The 22,221-nt window shown below is 34.0% G+C and carries 23 protein-coding genes, 1 pseudogene and 1 other annotated feature; of the genes and pseudogenes, 17 read left to right on the forward strand and 7 right to left on the reverse strand.

The features are described 5' to 3' along the window. Window positions 1-12 precede the first annotated feature (12 nt). The 4 genes from ACFVQC_RS20470 (at window position 13) to ACFVQC_RS20485 (ending at window position 2,289) form a co-directional block, all read left to right on the forward strand. Window positions 13-609, forward strand: coding sequence for a YhcN/YlaJ family sporulation lipoprotein (locus tag ACFVQC_RS20470; protein WP_002085166.1), 597 nt, complete (start codon window positions 13-15; stop codon window positions 607-609). Between the two features lie 104 nt (window positions 610-713). Next, window positions 714-1,070: a hypothetical protein gene (locus tag ACFVQC_RS20475; protein WP_105584878.1), complete on the forward strand. Its 357-nt coding sequence runs from the start codon at window positions 714-716 to the stop codon at window positions 1,068-1,070. A gap of 27 nt (window positions 1,071-1,097) precedes the next feature. Beyond that, on the forward strand, window positions 1,098-1,595 hold the full coding sequence (locus ACFVQC_RS20480; protein ID WP_377899076.1) for a GNAT family N-acetyltransferase: 498 nt from the start codon (window positions 1,098-1,100) through the stop codon (window positions 1,593-1,595). 157 nt (window positions 1,596-1,752) lie between these two features. Further along, window positions 1,753-2,289 carry a DUF1697 domain-containing protein gene (locus ACFVQC_RS20485; RefSeq protein WP_377892594.1) on the forward strand — a complete coding sequence of 179 codons (537 nt, stop codon included), beginning with the start codon at window positions 1,753-1,755 and terminating at the stop codon, window positions 2,287-2,289. A 39-nt stretch (window positions 2,290-2,328) separates the two neighbouring features. Here the strand turns inward: ACFVQC_RS20485 and ACFVQC_RS20490 are convergent, their stop codons facing one another. Next, window positions 2,329-2,730 carry a hypothetical protein gene (locus ACFVQC_RS20490; protein WP_377899078.1) on the reverse strand — a complete coding sequence of 134 codons (402 nt, stop codon included), beginning with the start codon at window positions 2,728-2,730 and terminating at the stop codon, window positions 2,329-2,331. 209 nt (window positions 2,731-2,939) lie between these two features. Here ACFVQC_RS20490 and ACFVQC_RS20495 point away from each other — a divergent pair, with 209 nt between their 5' ends. Both ACFVQC_RS20495 and ACFVQC_RS20500 read left to right on the forward strand, forming a co-directional pair. Next, window positions 2,940-4,109, forward strand: coding sequence for a ParM/StbA family protein (locus tag ACFVQC_RS20495; protein WP_377895761.1), 1,170 nt, complete (start codon window positions 2,940-2,942; stop codon window positions 4,107-4,109). Window positions 4,110-4,120: 11 nt separating this feature from the next. Further along, window positions 4,121-4,456, forward strand: coding sequence for a hypothetical protein (locus tag ACFVQC_RS20500; RefSeq protein ID WP_377895764.1), 336 nt, complete (start codon window positions 4,121-4,123; stop codon window positions 4,454-4,456). Window positions 4,457-4,551: 95 nt separating this feature from the next. Here the strand turns inward: ACFVQC_RS20500 and mleBCA are convergent, their stop codons facing one another. Next, window positions 4,552-5,406, reverse strand: coding sequence for a BCA family alpha/beta fold macrolide esterase (gene mleBCA, locus ACFVQC_RS20505; protein WP_377895766.1), 855 nt, complete (start codon window positions 5,404-5,406; stop codon window positions 4,552-4,554). A gap of 235 nt (window positions 5,407-5,641) precedes the next feature. Between mleBCA and ACFVQC_RS20510 the strand changes: the two genes are divergently transcribed. Beyond that, complete coding sequence (locus ACFVQC_RS20510) at window positions 5,642-6,568, forward strand: NADP-dependent oxidoreductase (protein ID WP_377899079.1); 927 nt, start codon at window positions 5,642-5,644, stop codon at window positions 6,566-6,568. Window positions 6,569-6,629: 61 nt separating this feature from the next. Here ACFVQC_RS20510 and ACFVQC_RS20515 read toward each other — a convergent pair whose 3' ends face one another. Next, the gene (locus ACFVQC_RS20515) at window positions 6,630-7,334 is read right to left on the reverse strand and encodes a class I SAM-dependent methyltransferase (protein ID WP_377895770.1); all 705 of its coding nucleotides are present in this window, start codon (window positions 7,332-7,334) and stop codon (window positions 6,630-6,632) included. After that, window positions 7,331-8,233 carry an SMP-30/gluconolactonase/LRE family protein gene (locus ACFVQC_RS20520; RefSeq protein ID WP_377899080.1) on the reverse strand — a complete coding sequence of 301 codons (903 nt, stop codon included), beginning with the start codon at window positions 8,231-8,233 and terminating at the stop codon, window positions 7,331-7,333. Before ACFVQC_RS20520 ends, ACFVQC_RS20515 begins: the two co-directional genes overlap by 4 nt. 147 nt (window positions 8,234-8,380) lie before the next feature. Between ACFVQC_RS20520 and ACFVQC_RS20525 the strand changes: the two genes are divergently transcribed. Both ACFVQC_RS20525 and lysS read left to right on the forward strand, forming a co-directional pair. Continuing rightward, the gene (locus ACFVQC_RS20525; protein ID WP_377895777.1) at window positions 8,381-8,548 is read left to right on the forward strand and encodes a DUF2197 domain-containing protein; all 168 of its coding nucleotides are present in this window, start codon (window positions 8,381-8,383) and stop codon (window positions 8,546-8,548) included. 87 nt (window positions 8,549-8,635) lie between these two features. Further along, window positions 8,636-8,892, forward strand: a binding site (T-box leader). Window positions 8,893-8,977: 85 nt separating this feature from the next. Next, window positions 8,978-10,531, forward strand: a complete 1,554-nt coding sequence (gene lysS, locus ACFVQC_RS20530; RefSeq protein ID WP_377899081.1) for a lysine--tRNA ligase — start codon at window positions 8,978-8,980, stop codon at window positions 10,529-10,531. A 61-nt stretch (window positions 10,532-10,592) separates the two neighbouring features. Here lysS and ACFVQC_RS20535 read toward each other — a convergent pair whose 3' ends face one another. Further along, on the reverse strand, window positions 10,593-11,021 hold the full coding sequence (locus tag ACFVQC_RS20535) for a cell wall hydrolase (RefSeq protein WP_001128405.1): 429 nt from the start codon (window positions 11,019-11,021) through the stop codon (window positions 10,593-10,595). 158 nt (window positions 11,022-11,179) lie between these two features. Between ACFVQC_RS20535 and ACFVQC_RS20540 the strand changes: the two genes are divergently transcribed. The 4 genes from ACFVQC_RS20540 to ACFVQC_RS20555 all read left to right on the forward strand — a co-directional run bounded on the left by ACFVQC_RS20540 (window position 11,180) and on the right by ACFVQC_RS20555 (window position 14,158). Next, window positions 11,180-12,094 carry an acetamidase/formamidase family protein gene (locus ACFVQC_RS20540; RefSeq protein WP_377899083.1) on the forward strand — a complete coding sequence of 305 codons (915 nt, stop codon included), beginning with the start codon at window positions 11,180-11,182 and terminating at the stop codon, window positions 12,092-12,094. Window positions 12,095-12,218: 124 nt separating this feature from the next. After that, on the forward strand, window positions 12,219-12,926 hold the full coding sequence (locus ACFVQC_RS20545) for a response regulator transcription factor (protein ID WP_377895786.1): 708 nt from the start codon (window positions 12,219-12,221) through the stop codon (window positions 12,924-12,926). Beyond that, window positions 12,923-13,906: a sensor histidine kinase gene (locus tag ACFVQC_RS20550; RefSeq protein WP_219921045.1), complete on the forward strand. Its 984-nt coding sequence runs from the start codon at window positions 12,923-12,925 to the stop codon at window positions 13,904-13,906. The genes ACFVQC_RS20545 and ACFVQC_RS20550 overlap by 4 nt, the downstream gene beginning before the upstream one ends. A 72-nt stretch (window positions 13,907-13,978) precedes the next feature. Beyond that, entirely contained in the window at window positions 13,979-14,158 is a 180-nt protein-coding gene (locus ACFVQC_RS20555) for a hypothetical protein (protein WP_219918882.1), read from the forward strand. Between the two features lie 307 nt (window positions 14,159-14,465). Here ACFVQC_RS20555 and ACFVQC_RS20560 read toward each other — a convergent pair whose 3' ends face one another. After that, entirely contained in the window at window positions 14,466-16,355 is a 1,890-nt protein-coding gene (locus tag ACFVQC_RS20560) for a YVTN family beta-propeller repeat protein (protein ID WP_377899085.1), read from the reverse strand. Between the two features lie 384 nt (window positions 16,356-16,739). On the opposite strand from ACFVQC_RS20560, the pseudogene ACFVQC_RS20565 reads away from it, so the two are divergent. Continuing rightward, window positions 16,740-16,968, forward strand: a pseudogene (locus ACFVQC_RS20565) (cytidine/deoxycytidylate deaminase family protein); the annotation flags it as partial. A 64-nt stretch (window positions 16,969-17,032) separates the two neighbouring features. Continuing rightward, entirely contained in the window at window positions 17,033-17,932 is a 900-nt protein-coding gene (locus ACFVQC_RS20570) for a LysR substrate-binding domain-containing protein (protein WP_002065604.1), read from the forward strand. Between the two features lie 76 nt (window positions 17,933-18,008). Here the strand turns inward: ACFVQC_RS20570 and ACFVQC_RS20575 are convergent, their stop codons facing one another. After that, a complete protein-coding gene (locus ACFVQC_RS20575) occupies window positions 18,009-18,998 on the reverse strand; it encodes an aldo/keto reductase family protein (RefSeq protein WP_377895793.1) in 990 nt (329 codons plus the stop codon). A 501-nt stretch (window positions 18,999-19,499) separates the two neighbouring features. Here ACFVQC_RS20575 and abc-f point away from each other — a divergent pair. Beyond that, window positions 19,500-21,128 (forward strand): ribosomal protection-like ABC-F family protein, encoded by a 1,629-nt coding sequence (gene abc-f, locus ACFVQC_RS20580; RefSeq protein ID WP_377899087.1) that lies wholly within the window; start codon window positions 19,500-19,502, stop codon window positions 21,126-21,128. Between the two features lie 73 nt (window positions 21,129-21,201). After that, window positions 21,202-21,795 carry a GNAT family N-acetyltransferase gene (locus ACFVQC_RS20585; protein ID WP_377899088.1) on the forward strand — a complete coding sequence of 198 codons (594 nt, stop codon included), beginning with the start codon at window positions 21,202-21,204 and terminating at the stop codon, window positions 21,793-21,795. The last annotated feature ends 426 nt before the right edge of the window (window positions 21,796-22,221 follow it).

A 22,221-nucleotide genomic window follows, 5' to 3' on the forward strand; every position in this document is an offset into this window, starting at 1 on the left:
GTGGTGAAAATAATGAAAATCATTATATATATGTTAATGCTTTGTTTCGTCATTACTGGATGTAGCATTGGAAAAAAAGACAATCCTAATGAAAAGCCAGAACAAAAAAATGTCTCGATGAAAAATGTTACGTATACAAATAAATCAAATAAGCCAAATGAAAAAGCAGCTGATCATCTGGCATCTTTAGCTGCAAGTATACCTGGCGTAAACGATGCGACAGCAGTAGTAGTTGGGAAATATGCTGTTGTAGGTATTGATGTAAAAGCAAAACTTGATCGAACTCGTGTTGAGTCAATTAAGTACTCCGTAGCAGAAAGTTTGAAGAATGACCCAAATGGTGCTAATGCAGTCGTTGTAGCAGATGTTGATACGTATGAAAGATTAAAACAAATAGGTAAGCAAATTAAAAAAGGTAAAACTGGTGAAGGTATACTTGATGAATTAGCAGCAATTGTTGGCCGAGTAATGCCGCAAGTTCCAAATGATATGATTGAAAATAGAGAAACGAATCCGATTAAAGATAATGATAAACAATTACCAAAAGATGAAGAACAAGAACTACGAAAAGAACAAGAAGATCAGTCAAATAACCATTTGAAAAAATAGTGAAAATCCCGTGCTAAATTGTACGGGATTTTTCTGTAAGATTAAATATTCAGTTTATTTTTAAGGAAATATATGGTTTAATAATGAGGGGAGGGACAACCGTTATGATGAAAAAAAGCGCACTCATATTAGGTGTTTTATGCATAGGTTTTAGTATGACAGCGTGTGAACAGAAGAAAGAAGTGAAGAAGAAAACAGCTACGTCTTCTACTATAACGGAAAATAAAAAGCAAGAGTCCATTAATATAAATCATTTCTCAAATATTAATGAAGGAATGACTTATACAGAAGTGAAAGATTTAATCGGTTTTGAAGGGGATTTACTCATAGAAGAAGGGGAAGAGCATTCTACACAAATTAAACAAATTTTTGCTTGGAAAGGCAGCGATCCAAAATCATTTGCTGAGATTACATTTTTGGATGGAAAAGTGCATTCTAAAACACAGCAAGGTTTAAGTTAATGACTTGAAGGAATGGGAGAGTTAAGCATGAACATACATACAGGGGAAATACAATTAGTTCCGTATAAGGAGCAGTATAAAGAGATACTACAATCATTTACTTTACCAAGTGAACAAGTTCAATTTACGGCGAATCCAGGTGAATTACTGGAGAAAGCGAAAAATGATCGAACGAAAAATGTAGTTGTTATTTTAGACTATAACGGAGTACCTGTAGGTGTATTTATATTACAAACAGGTGATAGAGTACAGGAGTTTACAGAAAATAAGGATGCCATACTTTTAACTTCTTTTTCTGTTAATCATAATAAACAAGGGAAAGGATATGCTAAAAAATCCTTGGCGTTATTACAAGACTTTGTAAAATATTATTATCCAATAAAAAATGAAGTAATTCTTGCTGTAAATGAAAAAAATATTCCGGCACAAAAGTTATATGAAAAAGTTGGGTTTCAAGATAAAGGGTATAGAAGAATGGGACCGATTGGACAACAATTAATATTACATTTATCGATAACCAAATAATTTAAAAAGCTTACTCTTGAAAAATCATGAAGTAAGCTTTTTTATTTGAGATATTGTCCATGCATGATATGTTAGAAGAATTAAAGCCAGTATCCGAGAAATATGAAGGTGCAAAACAAATCGATTGTTGAGCACTTAAATACGTGAGGAGTATTATATGACAATTTATATTGCACTACTACGGGGAATTAATGTAGGTGGGCATAAAGTAATCAAAATGGCGGATTTGAAAAAAGTCTTTGAATCAATAGGTTTAAAAAAAGTGAAAACATATATTCAAAGTGGAAATGTAGTGTTTGAGTCAGAAGAAGAGATAAGTTTTTTAAAGGAACGAATTGAATGTGAAATTAAGAATGTTTTTGATTTCGATGTTCCAGTCATGTTAAGAACAAATGATGAATTTATTAATATTATTAAAAAGTGTCCTTACGAGACCCATTCGTTATTAGAAGGAGAAAGTGTACATGTGGCCTTTTTAGCTAATCCACTTTCTGAAGAAGCCAGTAAGGGGTTACTTATGTACAATAGTGAACTTGAAGAATGCTATATTTATGAGAAAGTTGTATATTTGTTATTCAAAAGTAGCATTCGGAATTCTAAACTAATGAACCAGTTTCAAAAATTACATACGCCAGCTACAGTAAGGAACTGGCGTACTGTGAATAAGCTGAAAGCAATAGCAAAAGAGATGTAAATAAAAAAGTGGTTTTCTATTTACAGAAAACCACTTTTTTTATTTATATTGTTTGGCGACAATGAGCTCAACGATAGGATAAATAAAGAATGAAGAACAAAGTGCCATAAATAAAGGTAGGTTCTTTATTTCATCGAGTAATAGGGATGAAAATCCTTCAGAAAATATTAAAATAAGAAACATCACACACATAAGTACAAAATAAGAAATTTTAAAGCTTTTATAGGTAATTTGTTGTCCCATCTCATCTTGACTTTCTTCCGATACTCCGTTTGGATCTCCCCATGTAATATGATTAATTAAATTACTAAGTATTAAAGAAGCAGCGAAAATCGTTCCACCCAAAATTGAACCTTCAGTTGCGTATTTGTATGCGCCATGTCCGAGTATCACGATTAACGATAAAACAATGATTACAAAAATAATCTTTTTAGTATTCAATATATAATTGCACCTCCACCATTGTCAAAAAATCTTTACAACCATAGTATAAAATTGGAAAATTTTCATGTCAAATACTTTTTACACGAAAAATGAATATTTGTGATATTTTGTTTAAAGGATGAAGAAAAAATTACATTACATTTGAATGTAAAAGAATGGGCTCGCATATATTTGGAAGGGATGTCAGATTAAATTAGGGGGTAGTTATGTCTATTCTTTTAAAAGCTGGTGCAGATGCAGGAAATAATGGTTTGAAGTTAATGGTGAAAGGGCAGGAACCTATTTTTATTCCGAGTATTTATTCTTTATATATAGGTGAGCCTACGGGGTTGTTAGATGAGAGTGATGTTTCATCGTCAGAATTAGAGAATCACATCGATGTGACCATTAGTTCTCCATCGCTAATGTTCAATAATGTACGATACATCGTTGGAGAAAAAGTGATTCAAGATCAATTAAAAGGTACTGAAGTGGAGAAGAAATCAAATAAATCTACTGATGAGTTGATGGTTATTACAATCCTTTCAGGATTAGCGATAAGTGCTATGCGTCAAAGTCCAACTTCAAGTCATATTAATATTCGTTATGATTTATCGGTGGCTCTTCCAATGCAACTTATTACACAGGAAATCGCTGCTGAAAATGCGAAACGGTATATGGGTAATCACAAGGTCATTTTTCATTATCCGAATGGGCGCGATGTTACGATTAATGTTTCTATTGAGTTTTGTAAATGTCTACCTGAAGGCGCTTCTGGGACGTGGGGGATTGTATATGATGAGGAAGGAAATGTTGTGAAACATAAAATAGAATGTGAACAAAATCAAGTTTCAGAAATTGATTTTGTAGATAAAACTTTATTGTCTTTTGATATTGGCGCGGGGACAACGGAAGAAGTTGTTTCATTAGGGGTAAATTTTCGTCCGCAATTAAGTAAAGGATTATCGTACGGTGTAAAAGAAACGTTACTACAAATTATTACGAGGTGGAATCGGAAATATCCTACGAAAACAATTGATAGTATTACAGAATTTAACCAAATTTATTTAAATGAAAAGCACCCAAGAAATGCATTGTTAGTTGAGGAATCACAACCAGCGTTTTTAGGTTTAGCAGCACGTGTCGCAACGGATATTATTAACAAAATTGATGATATGAAAGACGATCCATATGTATTTATTTATGGTGGGGGCGCAGTTATTATTAAAAATAGCTTGAAAATGATTTTGAAACAAAAAGGACGCTTGAAAAATGTAATTTTTGTAGATAACCCGTTATTTACAAATGCACGTGGGTTATTAGTATATACATGTTCGCCAAAATATAGAGAGCATAAGCAAAAAGAGTTAGGGTTTACAAACTTAACGATAAGTTAGTTGGTGGATGTATGCGATCTAGGCGATATAAACGTGGTGATCGAGTGAAAATTAATATTAATAAATCAGTATCGCCTGAAATGATTGCTTGGCTTAATAAACAATCTAATCCAACTAATTTCTTTTTCTTTGCAGCCCAGCAATTATTTAAACAAGTAGGAGATATTGATGTATCGAAAACCTTGCCAAGTAGCCATGTTTTTTCTTTATATGTAGAACCATCATCTCTATTAAAAGTTGAAATGAATCCGTTTAAAAACGTACCACTAGAAAATAGTAAATCCACCGGAAATGTAAAAAAAAAATCGTGGGAATCTGTTGATCAATTAGATTGCCCATTCTTTTGAACATAGAAAATCATAGGTAGAGCCCATCACTATACATATAAATGCAGTGATGGGCTTTTGTAATTGTATCACTATTTCTATTAGTTGTTTTTATCTTATATTTTAGATGTATGTTTTGAAACTGTTTTAATAATTTCGGCCCAGTCATCGGGATGATTCTCATGTCCTGAACCTTCAAGGGTTATTAGTTTTGCGTTCGGAATTTCATCAATAAGTGCGAGTCCATGTTCAAGTGGAAGAGCCGTATCGTCCGTACCATGAATTACTAAAGTAGGTACTAGTAATGACTTGAGTATACCTTCATAAGAATCATCACCTGTAAGGAGGGCATGGTTAAACATGCTTAATAAATTGTTAGCACGTTCTATTTCTTGCTTTACTTGTTTCAAAGTTCTTGCTTCATCAAATATACGCTTTGATCCACAGAGTAGACGTGATCCTGTAACTAAATATTTCGCTATAACATCTTTATTTGTCCAATCTAAATTCGCACCATTAGCATGATGTGTCAAAATTCTTTCGTCCATTGGAGGCAAATCACGAGTATTGTTATCAGATCCAATAACGCTTGTTGCTAGTAATGTTAAGGACAAAATTCTTTCTGGATGTTTTACTGCAGCAATTTGAGCAATCATACCTCCTAATGACATGCCCAGAAGGTGTGCCTTGTCAATATGATATGCATCGAGTACCCCGATTGCATCTTCAGCGAGGTCTGCTACAGTGTAATTGGAAGTCCCAGGTTCATATGTAACAGAGCGCCCAACATCACGGTTATCAAAGCGAATGACAAACCTTCCTGTACTAGCCAACCTTTCACAAAATTCTTCATCCCAATAAACCATTGAGCATGTAGCCCCCATAATTAATAAAATTGCTGGGTTATTAGGGTTACCAAAGCTTTCTGTACATATATCAATACCGTTTACCTTGAATACTTGCTCACTCATAGAACACTCTCCGTTCCAATTAAAGTTCATTATCAAATAAAGAAGGTATAACTTTGCGTTTTTCTTAACTGAAAATTAGATTGTATGAAAGTAAGGTAAATGTCTTTTGTACTCTGGACTCTTAGTTAGTAGAGTAACATACATAGCACTTCCAAATATATTTATTTTCAACCAAAACAAAATATTTTGAAAAATAATCGTAAATGATTAAAATAAACAACAAGGAGGAGAGGAAATGAAAGCAATTGTTATTGATCAATATGGCAGTATTGAAGAATTACAAGAAAGACAAGTTCCAAAACCGGTTGTTAAGTGTAATGAGGTATTAATACGTATTCATGCAACTTCTGTAAATCCTGTTGATTGGAAAATTAGACAAGGAGACTTACAAGGAAAGTTACGATTTTCATTTCCGATCACTTTAGGTTTAGATGTCGCTGGCGTAATTGAAGAAATTGGAGAAGATGTGGATTCTTTCAAAATAGGGGATAAAGTATTTACGAAACCTGAAAATATAGGAAAAGGCTCTTATGCTGAGTACATTACAGTAAAATCAAATTTAGTAGCTCACATGCCAAATAATCTTAGTTTTGAAGAAGCAGCATCTATACCCCTCGCAGGACTTACAGCTTGGCAAAGTCTAGTGGATTATGCGCAAATAAAAGAAAATGACCGAGTATTCATTCATGCTGGTGCTGGTGGAGTAGGAAGTATTGCAATTCAAATTGCGAAATCATTTGGAGCTTTTGTCGCAACAACTGCAAGTAGTAAAAATGAAGAATTTTTAAAGTCCTTAGGGGCTGATCTCGTTATTGACTATAAAAAAGATAAATTTGAAGAGTTACTACCAGATTTCGATATTGTATTAGATACAATTGGTGGAGAAGTACAAGAAAAAAGTTTTCAAGTTATTAAATCTGGTGGCGTCCTAATCTCTATCGTCCATGAACCGCTTCATGAAGTAAAGGGAATAAAATCAGGTTTTTTATGGTTAAAACCAAGTGGAAATCTATTAGACGAATTATCAGGTTTGATTCAGGCAGAAAAAATCAAACCAATCATTAGTAAAGTTGTACCGTTTAATGAAGAAGGAGTTAGAGAAGCTCATATTTTAAGTGAAAGTCAGCATACTAGAGGGAAAATTGTAATTAAAATGGAATGAACTTTACATAAATATGCGAGTGGTGACTGGATAAAATAAAGATTGTCCCCACTCGCATACACTATAATTTTTGAACGACATAAGTAATCGCATTCGTTTTTAATTTAATGCTTTTTCCGTTACGTACAATATCATACGATAAACTCTTTATTCCAACTTTTATTTTTTGCCATTCAGAATAAACGCTTTTTAGTGTCCATATCATTTCTTTAGTAGGAAGATTAATTTCAACTAACGCATCTAATTTTTGATTCGTTTCCAAGTCAATCTCTTGAATGTTAGAGTTGATTATTAAACAGTTAATACCGCCAATTTTCGTGCCAATTTTCATAGAGTGAAGCACTTTCTTAAAGTCTTCTTCTGATTTCACATGTTCTAAACTTGATACTGCAACGATGTAGTTATAAGTATTAAAGGGAATATAGTAGTCTTCAATTGCTGATTCTTCCGTTTTTATGTATTCAAATACACCATGTTCTTTGCTATAAATTTGTAACTTCTTTAAAGCTGAATCAAGTAGATCAACACAAGTAACAGTGCCGCCACTATTCATTATTTTTTGTGCAATCGGAATACTGTTTCTACCGACACCAGAGCCAAGGTCAAGTATTTGTAGGTCTTTCTGTCCTTCAAAATAGTTCAGCATGTTCATAACTATTTTAACAGGTTTATAAAGCCAAGATCCCGCTTCGAATAATTTATATTGTTCATAGCAAAGATCGTGATATTTCTTTTCTTCTTGTCTTATGTAATCGATTCTGTTCATAGTGTTTCAGCTCCAATAGTTTCATGGTGAAATGAGTAGGTTGGACAACCTTTAACATTTGTTTGAATTCGAAAAATACCACCAGCATGTGGATACTCTTTTAATCCGTCATCCGTCATTCTTGTTCTGGCTGTTGTAACATACAAATCTGTTAAATTAGGTCCTCCAAATGTACATGATGTTACATATAACGCTGGAATTGGAATACTTAATATTTGTTCTCCAGTAGAGGGATTCCATCTAGTTACTTTTGAACCTGCCCAATGTGCAATCCATAAACAACCTTCTTCATCAATTGTCATACCATCAGGTAGACCGTCATTTTCAGAAAAAATGATTACATCACTTGGATTACGAATTTCTCCAGTATATATATCATAATGATAGCGAACCACTTTTTTAGTAGGTGTATCTATAAAGTAAAGGTATGTATGATCAGATGACCAAGCGATTCCGTTTGAAGTATTCACATGTGAAACTTTTTTCTCTACGGTGAAATTATTATGTAAGCAATACAAGGAACCAGCTGCATTAATGCCGTATAAGTCTGTAGTGCCAGCCCAAAAACGGCCAGCTGGATCGCATTTCCCGTCATTAAAACGATTTTCTAATAAATGTGGTTCAGGATCATATATATGCGTAAGTTTTTCTGTATTTAGATTAAGAGAGTAAAAGCCTCTTTCCATAGCTAAAAGTACTATATTATCTAAATATGGAACAACGCAACCAATCTGTTGGTCAAAAGTTATCACTCGGTTTGTATTATTAACGGGATTATAAAGGCATAATTTCTTTTCAATAATATCAACCCAATATAAAATTTGTTTTTTCTCATTCCAGCAAGGGCCTTCAGCTAAGCTAGACTTTGCATCAACAATTAATTCTATATTTCTAATCAATATGATTCACCTCTATCCTATAAAGATACATATAAAATTCGATAAAAATGGAGGTAAACCTTTTGTTGGATTGAAATAAAGATGTACTTATAAAAAAGAATACCTTCTCAAATAATCCGAAAATAGCGTATAACTATGGGGAGGAAAATGCATATGATGTTTTATGAAATTATTTGCTTCTCATGTAAAAATGTCTGTCGCGTATATGAAGGAAGTGAAAAGTATAAGCGATTTAAGGAGAAACGAAAAGGGGCATATTGTTGTGATGAGTGCAGTCACAAGATACAATTAGAAGCAATCAAACATTTTTTTTAGATAGTGAAAAAATGTTTGATTAACATGGGTTCAGAAAAATTTGACAATATATATATTATAAATTATCATATGTAAAAACTAATAATTAAAATGGTATTGAAGAGAAGAGTAGTTAAGAAAGAATACGTACAGAGAGCTCTGGTAGCTGAGAAAGAGCGGTATACATCTTAATGAAAAAAGACTTGGAGCTGCGCAAGGAACTAATTTATTTAGGGATGGTGCGACGGGTTCTCCCGTTATAGAGATAGGGTATAAGCATAGTTTGCCGTACCTGAAAAGGTTAATATGGTGACGTATTAACAAACTGAGGTGGTACCGCGAAGCTAATAACTCTCGTCCTCAAGATGAAAAATCTTGGGGGTGGGAGTTTTTTTGTTTTATAAAAACTGAAAATGTGAAAACAAAAAATACAATTGAGGTGAGTGGCATATGCATTGGGCATATGAAGTAGCACATGAATTAATTAGAAAACATCCAAATAAAGAAACTTTTGTTTGTGCATCTGGAATTAGTCCATCTGGTTCTGTTCATATTGGAAACTTCCGTGAAATAGTAACGACTTATTTCGTTGTAAAGGCACTTCAAGATTTAGGGAAGAAGACTCGTTTTATCTTTTCGTGGGATGATTATGACAGATTTAGAAAAGTTCCCCAAAATATTGATCCATCTTTTGCAAGGTATCTTGGTATGCCATACTCTGATATTCCAGATCCGTATGGATGTCATGACTCGTATGCAGAGCATTTTGAAAAAGAGTTTGAAAAATCGCTCCAAGCATTTGGAATTGAAGTAGAATTCATTTATCAACATGCTGAATATAGAAGCGGAAGGTATAACGGAAACATATTAGAGGCTTTGTATAAAAGGAAAGAAATATATGATATTTTAATGGATTTTAAAACAGGAGTACACCGAGAAGAAGATAGAGAAAACTTTTATCCAGTTACGTTATATTGTGAGAGGTGCGGGAAAGATGCAACAACTATTACACATTTTGATGAAACATTAAAAACAGTTCGGTATGACTGTGAATGTGGAAATCAAAATGAATTATCGGTATTAAATACAAATAAAATGAAACTGAATTGGAAAATCGATTGGCCGATGAGATGGATGATAGAAGATGTTATTTTCGAACCGGGCGGAAGAGATCATTCATCGGAAACGGGTAGTTATAATGTATCAAAAGAAATTGCAAGGAAAATATTCAATTATGAAGCTCCTCATTACATTGCTTATGATTTCATTGGAATTAAAGGGCATCATGAAAAAATGTCCAGTTCTTTAGGGAATAGTATTACACCTAGCGACTTATTCAAAGTGTATTTACCAGAAGTAATTCTTTTTGTGTTTGCAAAATATAAGCCGGGCGCAGCTTTTCATATCGGCCTTGATGAAGATGTGATTCGAAATTATACAGAGTATGAACGACTGAAGGACAGTTATGAAAATAAAATGCTCAAAAATGAAGATTTATTTGATGCAATTAAACTTTCTAGACTTGATAGCCGATTTAAAGAGTATCCAAAATTTAATCAAGTAGCAGGAACTTTACCGTTATTAAATTTTGATTCATCTATTTTACAAGATATATTAGAGAAAATAGATAGGAGCTATGGATTACCTGAAATGGTAGCGATAAGTAATCGTGCAGAGCATTGGATAAGAAACTTTCAATCTGAAAAATTAATTGCGGTAAATCAAGAGAAAAATACGGAGTTTTATAACACATTAGATGAAAGGCAGAAAAAATGGCTAGTAGAAGTTTGTAAAATACTTCGTTCTAATAAAGATTATTCTAACTTAATGGAACAATTGTATCCGATTTGTCATCATGAAAATAAAAAAATAATGAAAGAAAATCAAAAACAATTATTTACCATTATATATAGGCTCATTATGAATCAATCAAGTGGTCCACGTATACCTTTATTAATACATGTGGTAGGCGCCAGAAAATTCGTCACATTATTAGATTTCTAAAGTACATTAAAAAATAACGCAAGTACTCAAAAGAATAAGTACTTGCGTTGCTTAATTTTTGCTATCGTGAATACATTTTTGGGCATTCATCACCACGTGGTTCGTAAAAGCAATGGCTTTTAAATTGCCCTGCAAACGGCTGATTATACCACTCGGGTGGGCAAGCTCCGACTGGACGGAAATACCAAAGAGCCCATCGTGCTGGCCAGCGCCATTCACCTTGTAAAACTTTTCTTGCGATTTCTTTTTCTGATTCACGGGCACGTTGATAAAAGTATCCGTATTGAACCGCTTCGAATCCGCCAGGGCTTTGATATACTGCATCACGCACAGATCGAAGCTCTTTAAAATCTAAACAATCACAAAACACACGATTTACGACAACGCAGCCAACAAGTTGTTCACCTTGTCGTCCTTCGCCCTCAGCTTCAGCACGGATTAAACGTGCTAGTAAATCAACGTCACTTTCGTTGTATGGAATAAGGGGCATAGTGATACCACCTTTCTTTAGCTCTTATAGTAAAGATTGTATGTTTTAAAATAAGCTAAGTGCTTTTTTACATGAAAATATCTTTGAATTTCAAGAGGAACTTGTATGAATTAGAGCTAATTAGTTATAGAAGATAATAATGAAAAGGGAGAGGTAGTATGTATCGTATTCATAAAGAACATATCATTTATGCAATGTCACCAAATAATGAGCCATGTATAGAAGTAGACACTGGGAGTCGGATTGTATTTGAGACGTATGACTGCTTTGAAAATCAAATTGATTCGGAAAATGTCTTATTTCAAGAACTAGATTGGAATCGAATTAATCCAGCGACTGGCCCTGTATATATTAAAGGAGCAGAACCTGGTGATATATTAGTCGTAATGATTGAAAAGATTAAAATTTCAGAGCAGGGTGTTTTAGCTACAGGTGCGAACCTTGGTGTAATGGGTAATGAGCTAAATGAAAATACAGTGAAAATTGTTCCAATCCAAAATGAACATGTAATATTTTCGGATGAACTACAAATACCAATTAATCCGATGATTGGTGTCATTGGCACGGCCCCTAAAGAAGAGAGTATTTCATGCGGTACACCGCATGATCACGGTGGGAATATGGATTGTAAAGAGATAAAAGAAGGAACAACATTACTATTACCAGTCAATGTACCTGGGGCACTATTAGCGTTAGGTGATTTACATGCTGCGATGGGTGACGGTGAAATTGGTGTAAGTGGAGTCGAAGTCGCTGGGGAAGTAACTGTAACAGTTCAAATTATAAAAGGAAAGCAATGGCCACTACCGATGGCTATCCAAAAAGAAAAAATAATGACGATTGCTTCAGAGAAATTGTTAGACGATGCAGCGAATCGTGCTGTACATAATATGGTGACATTTTTACATGAAGAATTAGAAATGGCTAAAGCTGATGCAACTCTTTTATTATCAGCAGCGGGTAATTTAAAAGTTTGCCAAGTTGTGGATCCACTAAAAACGACACGGATGGAACTAAGAATGGACTATGTGGAGAAGCTGGGTTTTAATTGGAGTAAATTTAATATTAAATAAGAATAATAGTAGAAGGATGCTGTTTTATAAAAGTATCCTTTTTTAATTTACGGATTAAATAAAAAGAGGTAGTATTTATTTTGTATAAGTATATTTGAGATTGTGAATTAAAAGGAGTTCAATAATGGTCAAAATTATGATTGTAGAAGATGATATGAAAATTGCGGAGCTATTATCAACATATGTTGCGAAATATGGTTACCAAGGAATTATTGTATCGGATTTTCAAAATGTGTTAGACATATTTTTAGAAGAACAACCAGAGTTAGTTTTATTAGATATTAATTTACCAAGTTTTGATGGTTATTATTGGTGTCGTCAAATTCGTGCGGTTTCTACATGTCCGATTTTATTTATTTCGGCTCGCGAAGGTACGATGGATCAAGTTATGGCATTAGAAAATGGTGGCGATGATTTTATTTCGAAACCGTTCCACTATGAAGTTGTAATGGCGAAAATTCGTAGTCATTTAAGACGTGCTTACGGAGATTATGCACCGAAACTAGAAGAACGTATGGTTGAGCAACAAGGTCTTTGTTTATATCCCGAAAGACTTGTATTAAAGCTTAGAAACCAAGAAATTGATATAACGAGAAACGAAGCCATTTTATTAGAGATGTTAATGAAAAACTATCCGCGTGTTGTGAGCAGAGAAGTGTTATTAAATAAATTATGGGATAGTGAATCCTATGTTGATGATAATACATTAAGTGTAAATACCACACGTGTGCGTAAAAAGTTAAAAACGTTACATATTGAAGGAGCAATTGAAACAATTCGTAGTGTTGGATATAGATTACATATTACTTGGGGTAATGGTATGGAAAAATGATAAAGCTGTTTATACGTGATCATATACCACTCATTTGTTTTACAGCAATCCAACTACTAGCTATATTCCTCGTATATTGGTTTGATGGGCATAACCACATTACAACGGCATTATATGCAATGTTTTTAGGTGCTTTTTTTATGATAAGTTATTTAGTTTTTCGTTACTTTACACATCGTTCTTTCTATGAACGCTTAGCAAATCCGATGCAATCTTTGGATGAATCTGTTCAAAAATCTGATTTTGCAGTTTTGTCTACTGCTCTCCAAGATCTGCTCGAGGTGCAATATCGCCATTATCAAAATCAGCTCCAGTTACAAGAGAGAAAAAATAATGATCATTTAACCTTTATGAATCAGTGGATTCATCAAATGAAAACACCTTTATCTGTAATAGAATTAATTACACAGGATGAAGTGGATTCACGTTTTGAAAGTATTAATGAGGAAACAGATAGGTTGAAAAAGGGGTTAGAGATGGCTTTGTATGTCGCGCGTTTAGAAGCATTTACACAAGATTTTTATGTAGAAAGAGTACAACTACATAAAATAGTGAATGATTCCGTGCATGAACATAAACGCTTTTTCATTCGGAATTTTGTATATCCAGAGCTTGAAATTGACAAGGGTATTACTGTAGAAAGTGATGCGAAATGGTTACAATTTTTAATTGGACAAATTATATCAAATGCGATTAAATATTCATCAGGTAGTAGAGAAAAGATTAAAGTGAAAGCATGTAAGGAAGGTAATACAGTCGTACTTGAAATTATTGATAGTGGCGTAGGGATACCGAAGCAAGATTTACCAAGAGTATTTAAACCTTTCTTTACAGGAGAAAACGGTAGAGATTTTAAAGAATCAACAGGAATGGGGCTATATCTTGTATATGAAATTACAAAACAATTAGGACATAGTGTGGAAATCCATTCAGAAGTTGGTAAAGGTACCGTTGTACGAATTAAATTTTGTAATGTGTAAAAGTGATTTAGGCTAAGGAACTTTGGAGATAAGCTTTTTAGCCTTGTTTTGTACCACAAATATAACGAACATATGAGTTTTATAGTTTCTGTACCTGTAAAGGAAGATGAGTATGCAGAAAGATTTGCGCAACGTGGAGCAATGGACTTTTACGAATATACAGAGGGACAAGTGCAGAATATGAATGTTGAATTCATCGTAGGTTTTTGGGGAGAGTCAGCAATAAATTTGAAAAAGCTAAATGGAATTTGAACAAAAGCGTTAGTTTAATATGTAATAAAAAATACCCTCTTTCAATGTGAGGGCATATGAGTGAACGTGTCCTATATCCATATTATATGCTTACCTTATTAAATAGTAACAGGGCTAATAAGAAAAAGAGCAACTAGCAAAAGCTAATTGCTCATCTTCAAGGGAGAGTGGAGAAATACAATCATGTCACCCTTGTATTTGACAGAATATTAAGTTTTACTATAGTTGTTCAAACGTAGTTAAAGAAAGAATATAGCATACCACATCGATACTAATAAAAACCATCCGTGTCTCTCTGTTCTTTATATTATTCGCAAATAGTTCCGGTTGCTATCCCAGTTGGAGCAGTACCTACTGGGATAGTATCGATAACGGTATTAGTAATAATATCAATAACAGAAACAGTATTACTAGCTTGATTTGTAACATAGGCACGAGTCCCATCTGGTATGATGGTTACTTGATCAGGAGATAGTGCAACAGGAATGATATCAATTACAGTGTTTGTCAACGTACTTATTACAGAAACAGTATTACTAACTTTATTCACAACGTAAATCCGAGTTCCATCCGGTGTAATAGCTATACCAACAGGCTCGACGCCTACGTTAATTGTAGTAATAACTGTATCAGTAAAAGTATCAATAACAGAAACAGTATTACTAGCTTGATTTGTGACGTAAGCAAGAGTTCCATCTGGTGTAAAGACAATTATTCTAGGGCGGATGCCGACAGGGATAGTAGCGATAACTGTATTGGTAGCAGTATCAATAACGGAAATTGTATTACTTAATTCGTTTGCAACATAAGCAAGAGTACCAATGGGATTAAATGTGATTCCTTGTGGATTGATTCCAACAGGGATAGTAGCAACAACTGCGTTGGTTGCGGCATTAATAACAGAAACAGTATTACTACCATGATTTCCAATATAAACAGTTGTTCCATCTGGAGAAACAGCTACACCAATTGGATTGATTCCAACAGGAATGGTAGTAACAACTGTGTTGGTTGCGGTATCAATAACAGAAACAGTATTAGAAAAAATGTTTGAAACATAAGCACGAGTCCCATTAGGTGATACTGCTACTTCAAGTGGAGCATTTCCTACAGTAATAGTAGCGACAACTGTATTTGTACCAGAATTAATAACAGAAACAGTATCATTTGTTGGATCATCAATGGCTCCGGCGTTTGTAGCATAAACAAGGAAATTACATACAGGACCAGTTGGGCACTCACATTCTCCTGGTGGCCCTTGAATACCTTGCACGCCTTGTGGTCCAATAGGTCCTTCAGGTCCTTCAGTTCCCTGAATACCTTGCACGCCTTGTGATCCAGTAGGTCCTTCAGGTCCTTCAGTTCCTTGAATACCTTGCACACCTTGTGATCCAGTAGGTCCTTCGGGCCCTTCAGTTCCCTGAATACCTTGCACACCTTGTGGTCCAGTAGGTCCTGGCGGCCCAGGAACTCCCATTCCTGTCCCCGAACCAGTCGGTCCTGGCGGCCCAGGAACTCCCTGAATACCTTGCACGCCTTGTGGTCCAGTAGGTCCTTCAGGTCCTTCAGTTCCCTGAATACCTTGCACACCTTGTGGTCCAGTAGGTCCAGTAGGTCCTTCAGTTCCCTGAATACCTTGCACGCCTTGTGATCCAGTAGGTCCTTCGGGTCCTTCAGTTCCCTGAATACCTTGCACACCCTGCGGTCCAGTCGGTCCAGTAATGCTTAATAGTGAACTATTCAAGACTCCTTGTAAAATTAAGTTAAATATCTGCTGTAACAAGGGAGTCGATATATTTGAACAACTAATAAGAGAAGACAAGTTTTTGAATAGAAATTGGAATAATGCTGATATTTGAGTGAGAGATGCATTGGGTATGGAACTGATTAATTCTTGTATGGTTTGTAGAACTAATTCTTTTTGGGGAGTATTTGGATGTACTGTTGTTAATAAATCATATACTGCTTGTAACGCTGATTGAAGAACGTGTGCAGTTGTCAGATTGGGTTTTGTGAAAAAGGAAAGAATAGCTTGATTTAACAAGCTTAGTACTTGTAATAATTCTTGTTGTTGAGCAAACGAAAAGAAAACAGGTGTGCAACAATTATTGTTATCACAAGAGGAAACAAAAGAAAAACAAGGTTGTTGGAATTTTTCACACGGATCCGATGACTTGGATTTTTTGTTAGAACTCATAAAAAACTTCCTTTCGCAAACTTATTTCATTATAAAATTCTTCTTTGGAGTTTAGATTTGTTTTTTGTTGGAAATATTTGCGTGTTAATAATTATTTAATGTAGGAGATTCAAAAATGGTTTCCTTTTTTAAAGTATATGTGAAAAAAATGAGAAGTTCTTATGAAGATAAATCCAGTATTTAGGTATTGATGGGATAACGCAATCATCGGAGGGAAAGCAATTGTTATAAAGTTAGAAATAGTTCATTTGAATTATGAGAAGATACTCCAAAGCAGTCAAAGTTAAATTTCATTTTGTAGTAGTTTTATTGCCAGAGGAAGTTAACGTTTCAATTAAAGGGATATTTTGTAAAGCGTTTTCAACTAAAAAGGTGGGGACTTATATGAATCTTGAGAGAGACAGATTATTTTTGGAGATAGCCAGAAAAGGCGCTAAAAGAAAACATATATCCAGTAGGAGCAGTTATTATTGATGAAAATTATAATGTCATTGCAAAAGGCCGAAATAGAGTGCATCCACAAAAAGACGTAACAGCTCATGCAGCGATAGATGCTATTCGCAATGCAGGACAAGCAATGTTTGATACGAAAATGAAAAATTCGCTATTTTCAGCTAAATGATTTGTAGTAATAAAAGAGAATTCTTTGTTAGTTGTTAATGGTAGGGGGTATTGTAATGGATATTCGAAAAATGAGATATTTCATAACAGTGGCAGAAGAATTAAACTTTAGTCGTGCGGCAGAACGTCTTATGATGGCACAACCGCCTTTAAGCCAAGAAATTCGAAAGTTGGAAGAAGAATTAGGAGTTCAACTTTTTCATCGAACAAAAAGAATGGTTGAACTTACTGACGCGGGGAAAATATTTTTAGAAGGTGCGCGGCAAACGTTACTGCAGGTAGATAGAACCATTAAAGAAACACAGCTCGCGAATGAAGGGAAAACCGGACATTTAATCATTGGTTTTGTTGATTCTACAGAAACAGTTATAGACATATTAAAAACATTTCGAGAACGGTATCCTAAAATTCAGCTCATATTACGTGAGATGACAACAGACCAGCAAATAAAAGCGCTATATGAAAAACAAATTCATATTGGATTTATTCGTTCCAAGCAGAATAATGAAATATTAGCTTCCGAAGTTTGTTCTGAAGAATGTTTAAAATTAGTTTTGCATCAAGATCATCCTTTAGTTTCGTTACCTAACATTTCAATGAAATCATTAGTTGATGAACCATTTATTTTATTTCCTCGTCATTTCGGTACTAACTTTTATGATTTAATTATTAGTTACTTTTGGGAACATGGAGTAAGTTTAAACATTGTTCAAGAGGCGATCCAAATGCAAACGATTGTGAATTTAGTTGCAGCAGGAATGGGGATTTCTGTCGTTCCATCATCGGTGGAAAGTTATAAAAAATCGGGTGTCATGTATAAAGACATTCAAGAAAATACACCGAAAATAAATTTATATGTTGGATGGAGACAAGATGAAAAGTCTGTCGTGTTAGAGAACTTCTTAACTGTTGTTAGAGAGGTTTATGCGACTTCACAATTTGAATTTGAAAAGTAAAAGCCCATCTTGATAGGATGGGCAGTGGGAATTTGGAAAGGGAAACTTCTATTTTTATTTTAAAGTCACTGATGATTCAACCTGTTTTACTCGGATCGTACTCAATGAAACCTTTTAGTACACCATCAATTTGATCCATAATTTCAGGTTGTAATTTAACACTAGACGCAATTACGTTTTCTCTTATTTGCTCCGGATTTGATGCGCCAATAATTGCAGAGGAAACAGCTGGATTTTGTAGTACCCAAGCAACAGCGAGTTGAGATAAGGTAAGATTAGTTTCTTGCGCGATGGGATTAAGTTTCTGAATTGCAGTGAGTACATCATCACTCATCCAACGTTGCACGAGTTTTTGAAAAAATGGTTTACCAGCATCAGAGTTAGCACGTGATTGATTCGGTATTGGTTTACCAGGTTGATATTTTCCTGTGAGAATACCTTGTGCAAGGGGAGACCAAACAACTTGACCAAGTCCCTCACGTTGACATGTTGGTATTACATCAGTTTCAATAACTCGCCACAACATCGAATATTGAGGTTGGCTAGCGATGAGTGGAATGTTCAATTCTCGTGCAAGTGCTGCACCGCGGGTGATTTGTTCTGATGTCCACTCACTTACGCCTAAGTAAAGGACTTTACCTTGTCTTACAAGATCAGCAAAAGCTAACATTGTTTCTTCAAGGGGAGTTGTTGTATCAAATCTATGTGCATAATAGACATCAATGTAGTCTGTCTGCAACCGTTTTAATGATGCATTACAATTTTCTATAATATGTTTTCGCGATAATCCACGATCATTTTTTCCAGGTCCAGTCGGATGACATACTTTTGTACATAGTTCTATACTTTCTCGGCGTATACCTTTTAAAGATCGGCCAAGTACTTCCTCAGCGATAGTGTCCGAATAAACATCAGCAGTATCGAACGTTGTAATTCCGACATCTAGTGCGGCTTTCACACAATCATTTGCAGTATCTTCGTTTACTTTTCCACCATGGTTTATCCAGTTCCCATATGCAATCTTACTTACTGTTAATCCACTGTTTCCTAGTTTGCTAAATTCCATTGTAGAATCCCCCCTTAAAAATGATATCTTTATTATAAGAACTGAAATTTAATATGTATAATATATAATTCATGATAAATTTATATAAAAATTATATAAGGAGGAGTATATAGAAGTTTATAGATAGGGAAATCTAAAGCAAGAAGAACATGAAAATGTAGCTTGTGTTTTATTGATATGAAGTGCAAAGAGGGAAAATAAACTTTTTTGCAGTACATATAATAATATTTACGCATGCAATACCACTATGGTACAATATGGTTATTAACGATGGAAAGGAATGATGGGTGGACGATGATTAACTAATCTTATTTTTAAATGTTGAAATTAAATAAATTTCAATTTGTAAAAAATAGGATTAGTCTGCCCAATTCCAAACAACGGTATTGCTATTTGTTTTGCGTAATAGCTTATTTGGGTATAAATAATGTAACGACTAATCCTGCCAAAATTACTTTGGGAGGATTTTTTTGTTCTCCCTTAATGAAAGGGATCGGTAATATGAAAGAACTTTTAAAATTAAATGATGTTTATGTTGAAATAATGGAAAATACTTTGTTAGAGAAAATGAATGTTACAGTAAAACAAGGAGATGTTATCGGATTAATTGGTAAAAATGGTGCTGGTAAATCAACGTTGCTTCAATTAATCAATGGGAAGATTGAGCCATCAAAAGGTACTGTTGAATGGCAGCAAATGAATATGACAACGGCATATGTTGAACAAGAAACAGAAACGTTTATTAGTAATGATGTAATTGCAAAAGAAGCAGAACTTCTTGCGAAATGGGGCGTGCCAACGAACGATTTTCTTACGTTAAGTGGTGGTGAAAAGCTTAAAGTTCGACTTGCAAAAGGATTTGCCGAAAATCCTAACGTCCTAATATTAGACGAACCGACAAATCATTTAGATGAGATGAGTACGGAATTTCTCATTAAACAAATAAAAAATATGAAAGATACAGTTATCGTCGTATCGCATGATCGATATTTTTTAGATGTTGTCGCAACAAAAATATGGTCAATTGAGGATAAGAAATTAATTGAGCATAGCGGTAATTATACGAGTTATATGAAAGCACGTGAGCAAAAAAGATTGACGCAGCAGCGTGAATATGAAAAACAACAAAAACGTCTTGAACTTGTAGAATCACAAATAAAAGAATTAAGTTCATGGTCACAAAAAGCGCATGCACAGTCTACAAAACAAGAAGGTTTTAAAGAGTTTTATCGTGTAAAAGCGAAGCGAACGGATGCACAAGTTAAGTCAAAACGAAAACGTCTTGAAAAAGAGCTAGAGAAAACGAAAGTAGAACGTGTGAAAGAGGAGTACTCAGTTGAGTTCTCTATTCAAGCGAATAAAAAAGTGGGAAAACGCTTTTTAGAAGTAAAGCAATTTAAAAAAGACTTTCATGGAAAAATATTATTTGAAAACGTTAATTTTACAATTCAGCACGGTGAGAAGATTGCGATTGTTGGACCAAACGGTAGCGGGAAAACAACATTACTGAAGATGATTATGGGAACGGAAACTGTGCAAGGAGAAATATGGATTTCACCATCTGCAAACATCGGTTATTTAACACAAGAAGTATTTGATTTACCACTTGATAAAACGCCAGAAGATTTATTTTTAAAAGATTCATTTGAAGAAAGAGGGAAAGTCCAAAATTTAATGAAACATTTAGGGTTCCAAGCTTCTCAATGGAAAGAGCCGATTGAATATATGAGCATGGGAGAACGAGTGAAATGTAAGTTAATGGCTTATATTTTAGATGAAAAAGATGTACTTATTTTAGATGAACCGACAAATCACCTTGATCTTCCTTCACGTGAACAGCTTGAAAATACATTAGCGGAGTATAATGGAACACTAGTTATCGTTTCTCACGATCGATATTTTCTAGAGAAAACAACTAACACGAAACTTGTGTTTTCAAATAATACGATACAAAAGCAGCTAAAAGAACCTACAAAAACAAGAGATGATATTGAAGAGCTACGTTTAACGTTAGAAACAGAGAGACAAGAAGTATTAGGTAAATTAAGCTTTTTAACTTCTAACGACAAAGAATATGAAGAACTTGACGAACGATTCAAAGAACTTACGAAGCAGATAAAGGCACTTTAATGTAATTATGGGTACCTCTAGCTAAGAGGTACCCATAATTACTGATTTTTAAACGTGATTAAGGGAGATTACCATGGGAGAAGAAAATTCAACTAAGTTATTTAGACTAGATTGTGGTGATATTTACTTACAAGAGTTTTCCACTAAAGATGCGGAGAATATTTATAAAATATCGAATCAACCGGAAATAGAAAAATTTTTGCCAGACTGGAAATCAACGAAAGAACAACGAGTTAATTGGGTTACAAATTATGAAATACCAGCAAATAAAGTATTTCTTGATGCTGCTACAAATTCATCAAACATAGAGGGTCATTTTTTAAAACTAGGAGTATTTATTAAAGATACAAATGAATTTATTGGATGGTGCTGTACGGGCATTAAAGAAGAACTCCCTTCACCGAACAGAGAAATTATGTATGCTATTTCAAGGGAGCATCAAAATAATGGCTACGCTACGAAAGCGACTAGAGGATTGATTGACTATTTGTTTAAAAACACCACTTTAGATGTCTTAAATGCAATTGCTTTAATTAACAACGTACCATCAAATAAAATTATTGAAAAATGCGGATTTACTTATATGAGCCAACAGACGATAGAAAATCAACTATATAATCATTATCTATTGAGTAAATCAGAGTGGATAAAAAATGTTGTTCTTTAAAAAGGGCTATAATGGAATAAAATCATTATAAAAAAGAAAAGCTTAGGGCTAAAACTCTAAGCTTTTTTACGTAATATTTACTTTTTGATTTTACTTATAAAGTATAAGTTGTTATTTACCGTTTTGAAGTTGTATATTTATTCTTTATAATCTTTCACACTTTGCTAATAAAGAATGTAAGGGATAAAACAATTGCGACTATTAATGACGCTAAACATCACTTCAGTCTACACATATTCTAAACGAGAAATTCATTTAATTAATAAGGTCATGAATATTAGAAATAAGTAGCGTTGTATTTCATACTACTTTACAAATAATATAAGATAAATAGGTATTGTTATAGATGTATTGTCTGTTTTTTCAGAAATCTTACAAGCGTGTAAGATAAATGAAAGATGAATCAATATGTGCTATAAGACAATT

The organism is Bacillus sp. NPDC057893, from assembly GCF_042796455.1.
GTDB lineage: Bacteria > Bacillota > Bacilli > Bacillales > Bacillaceae_G > Bacillus_A.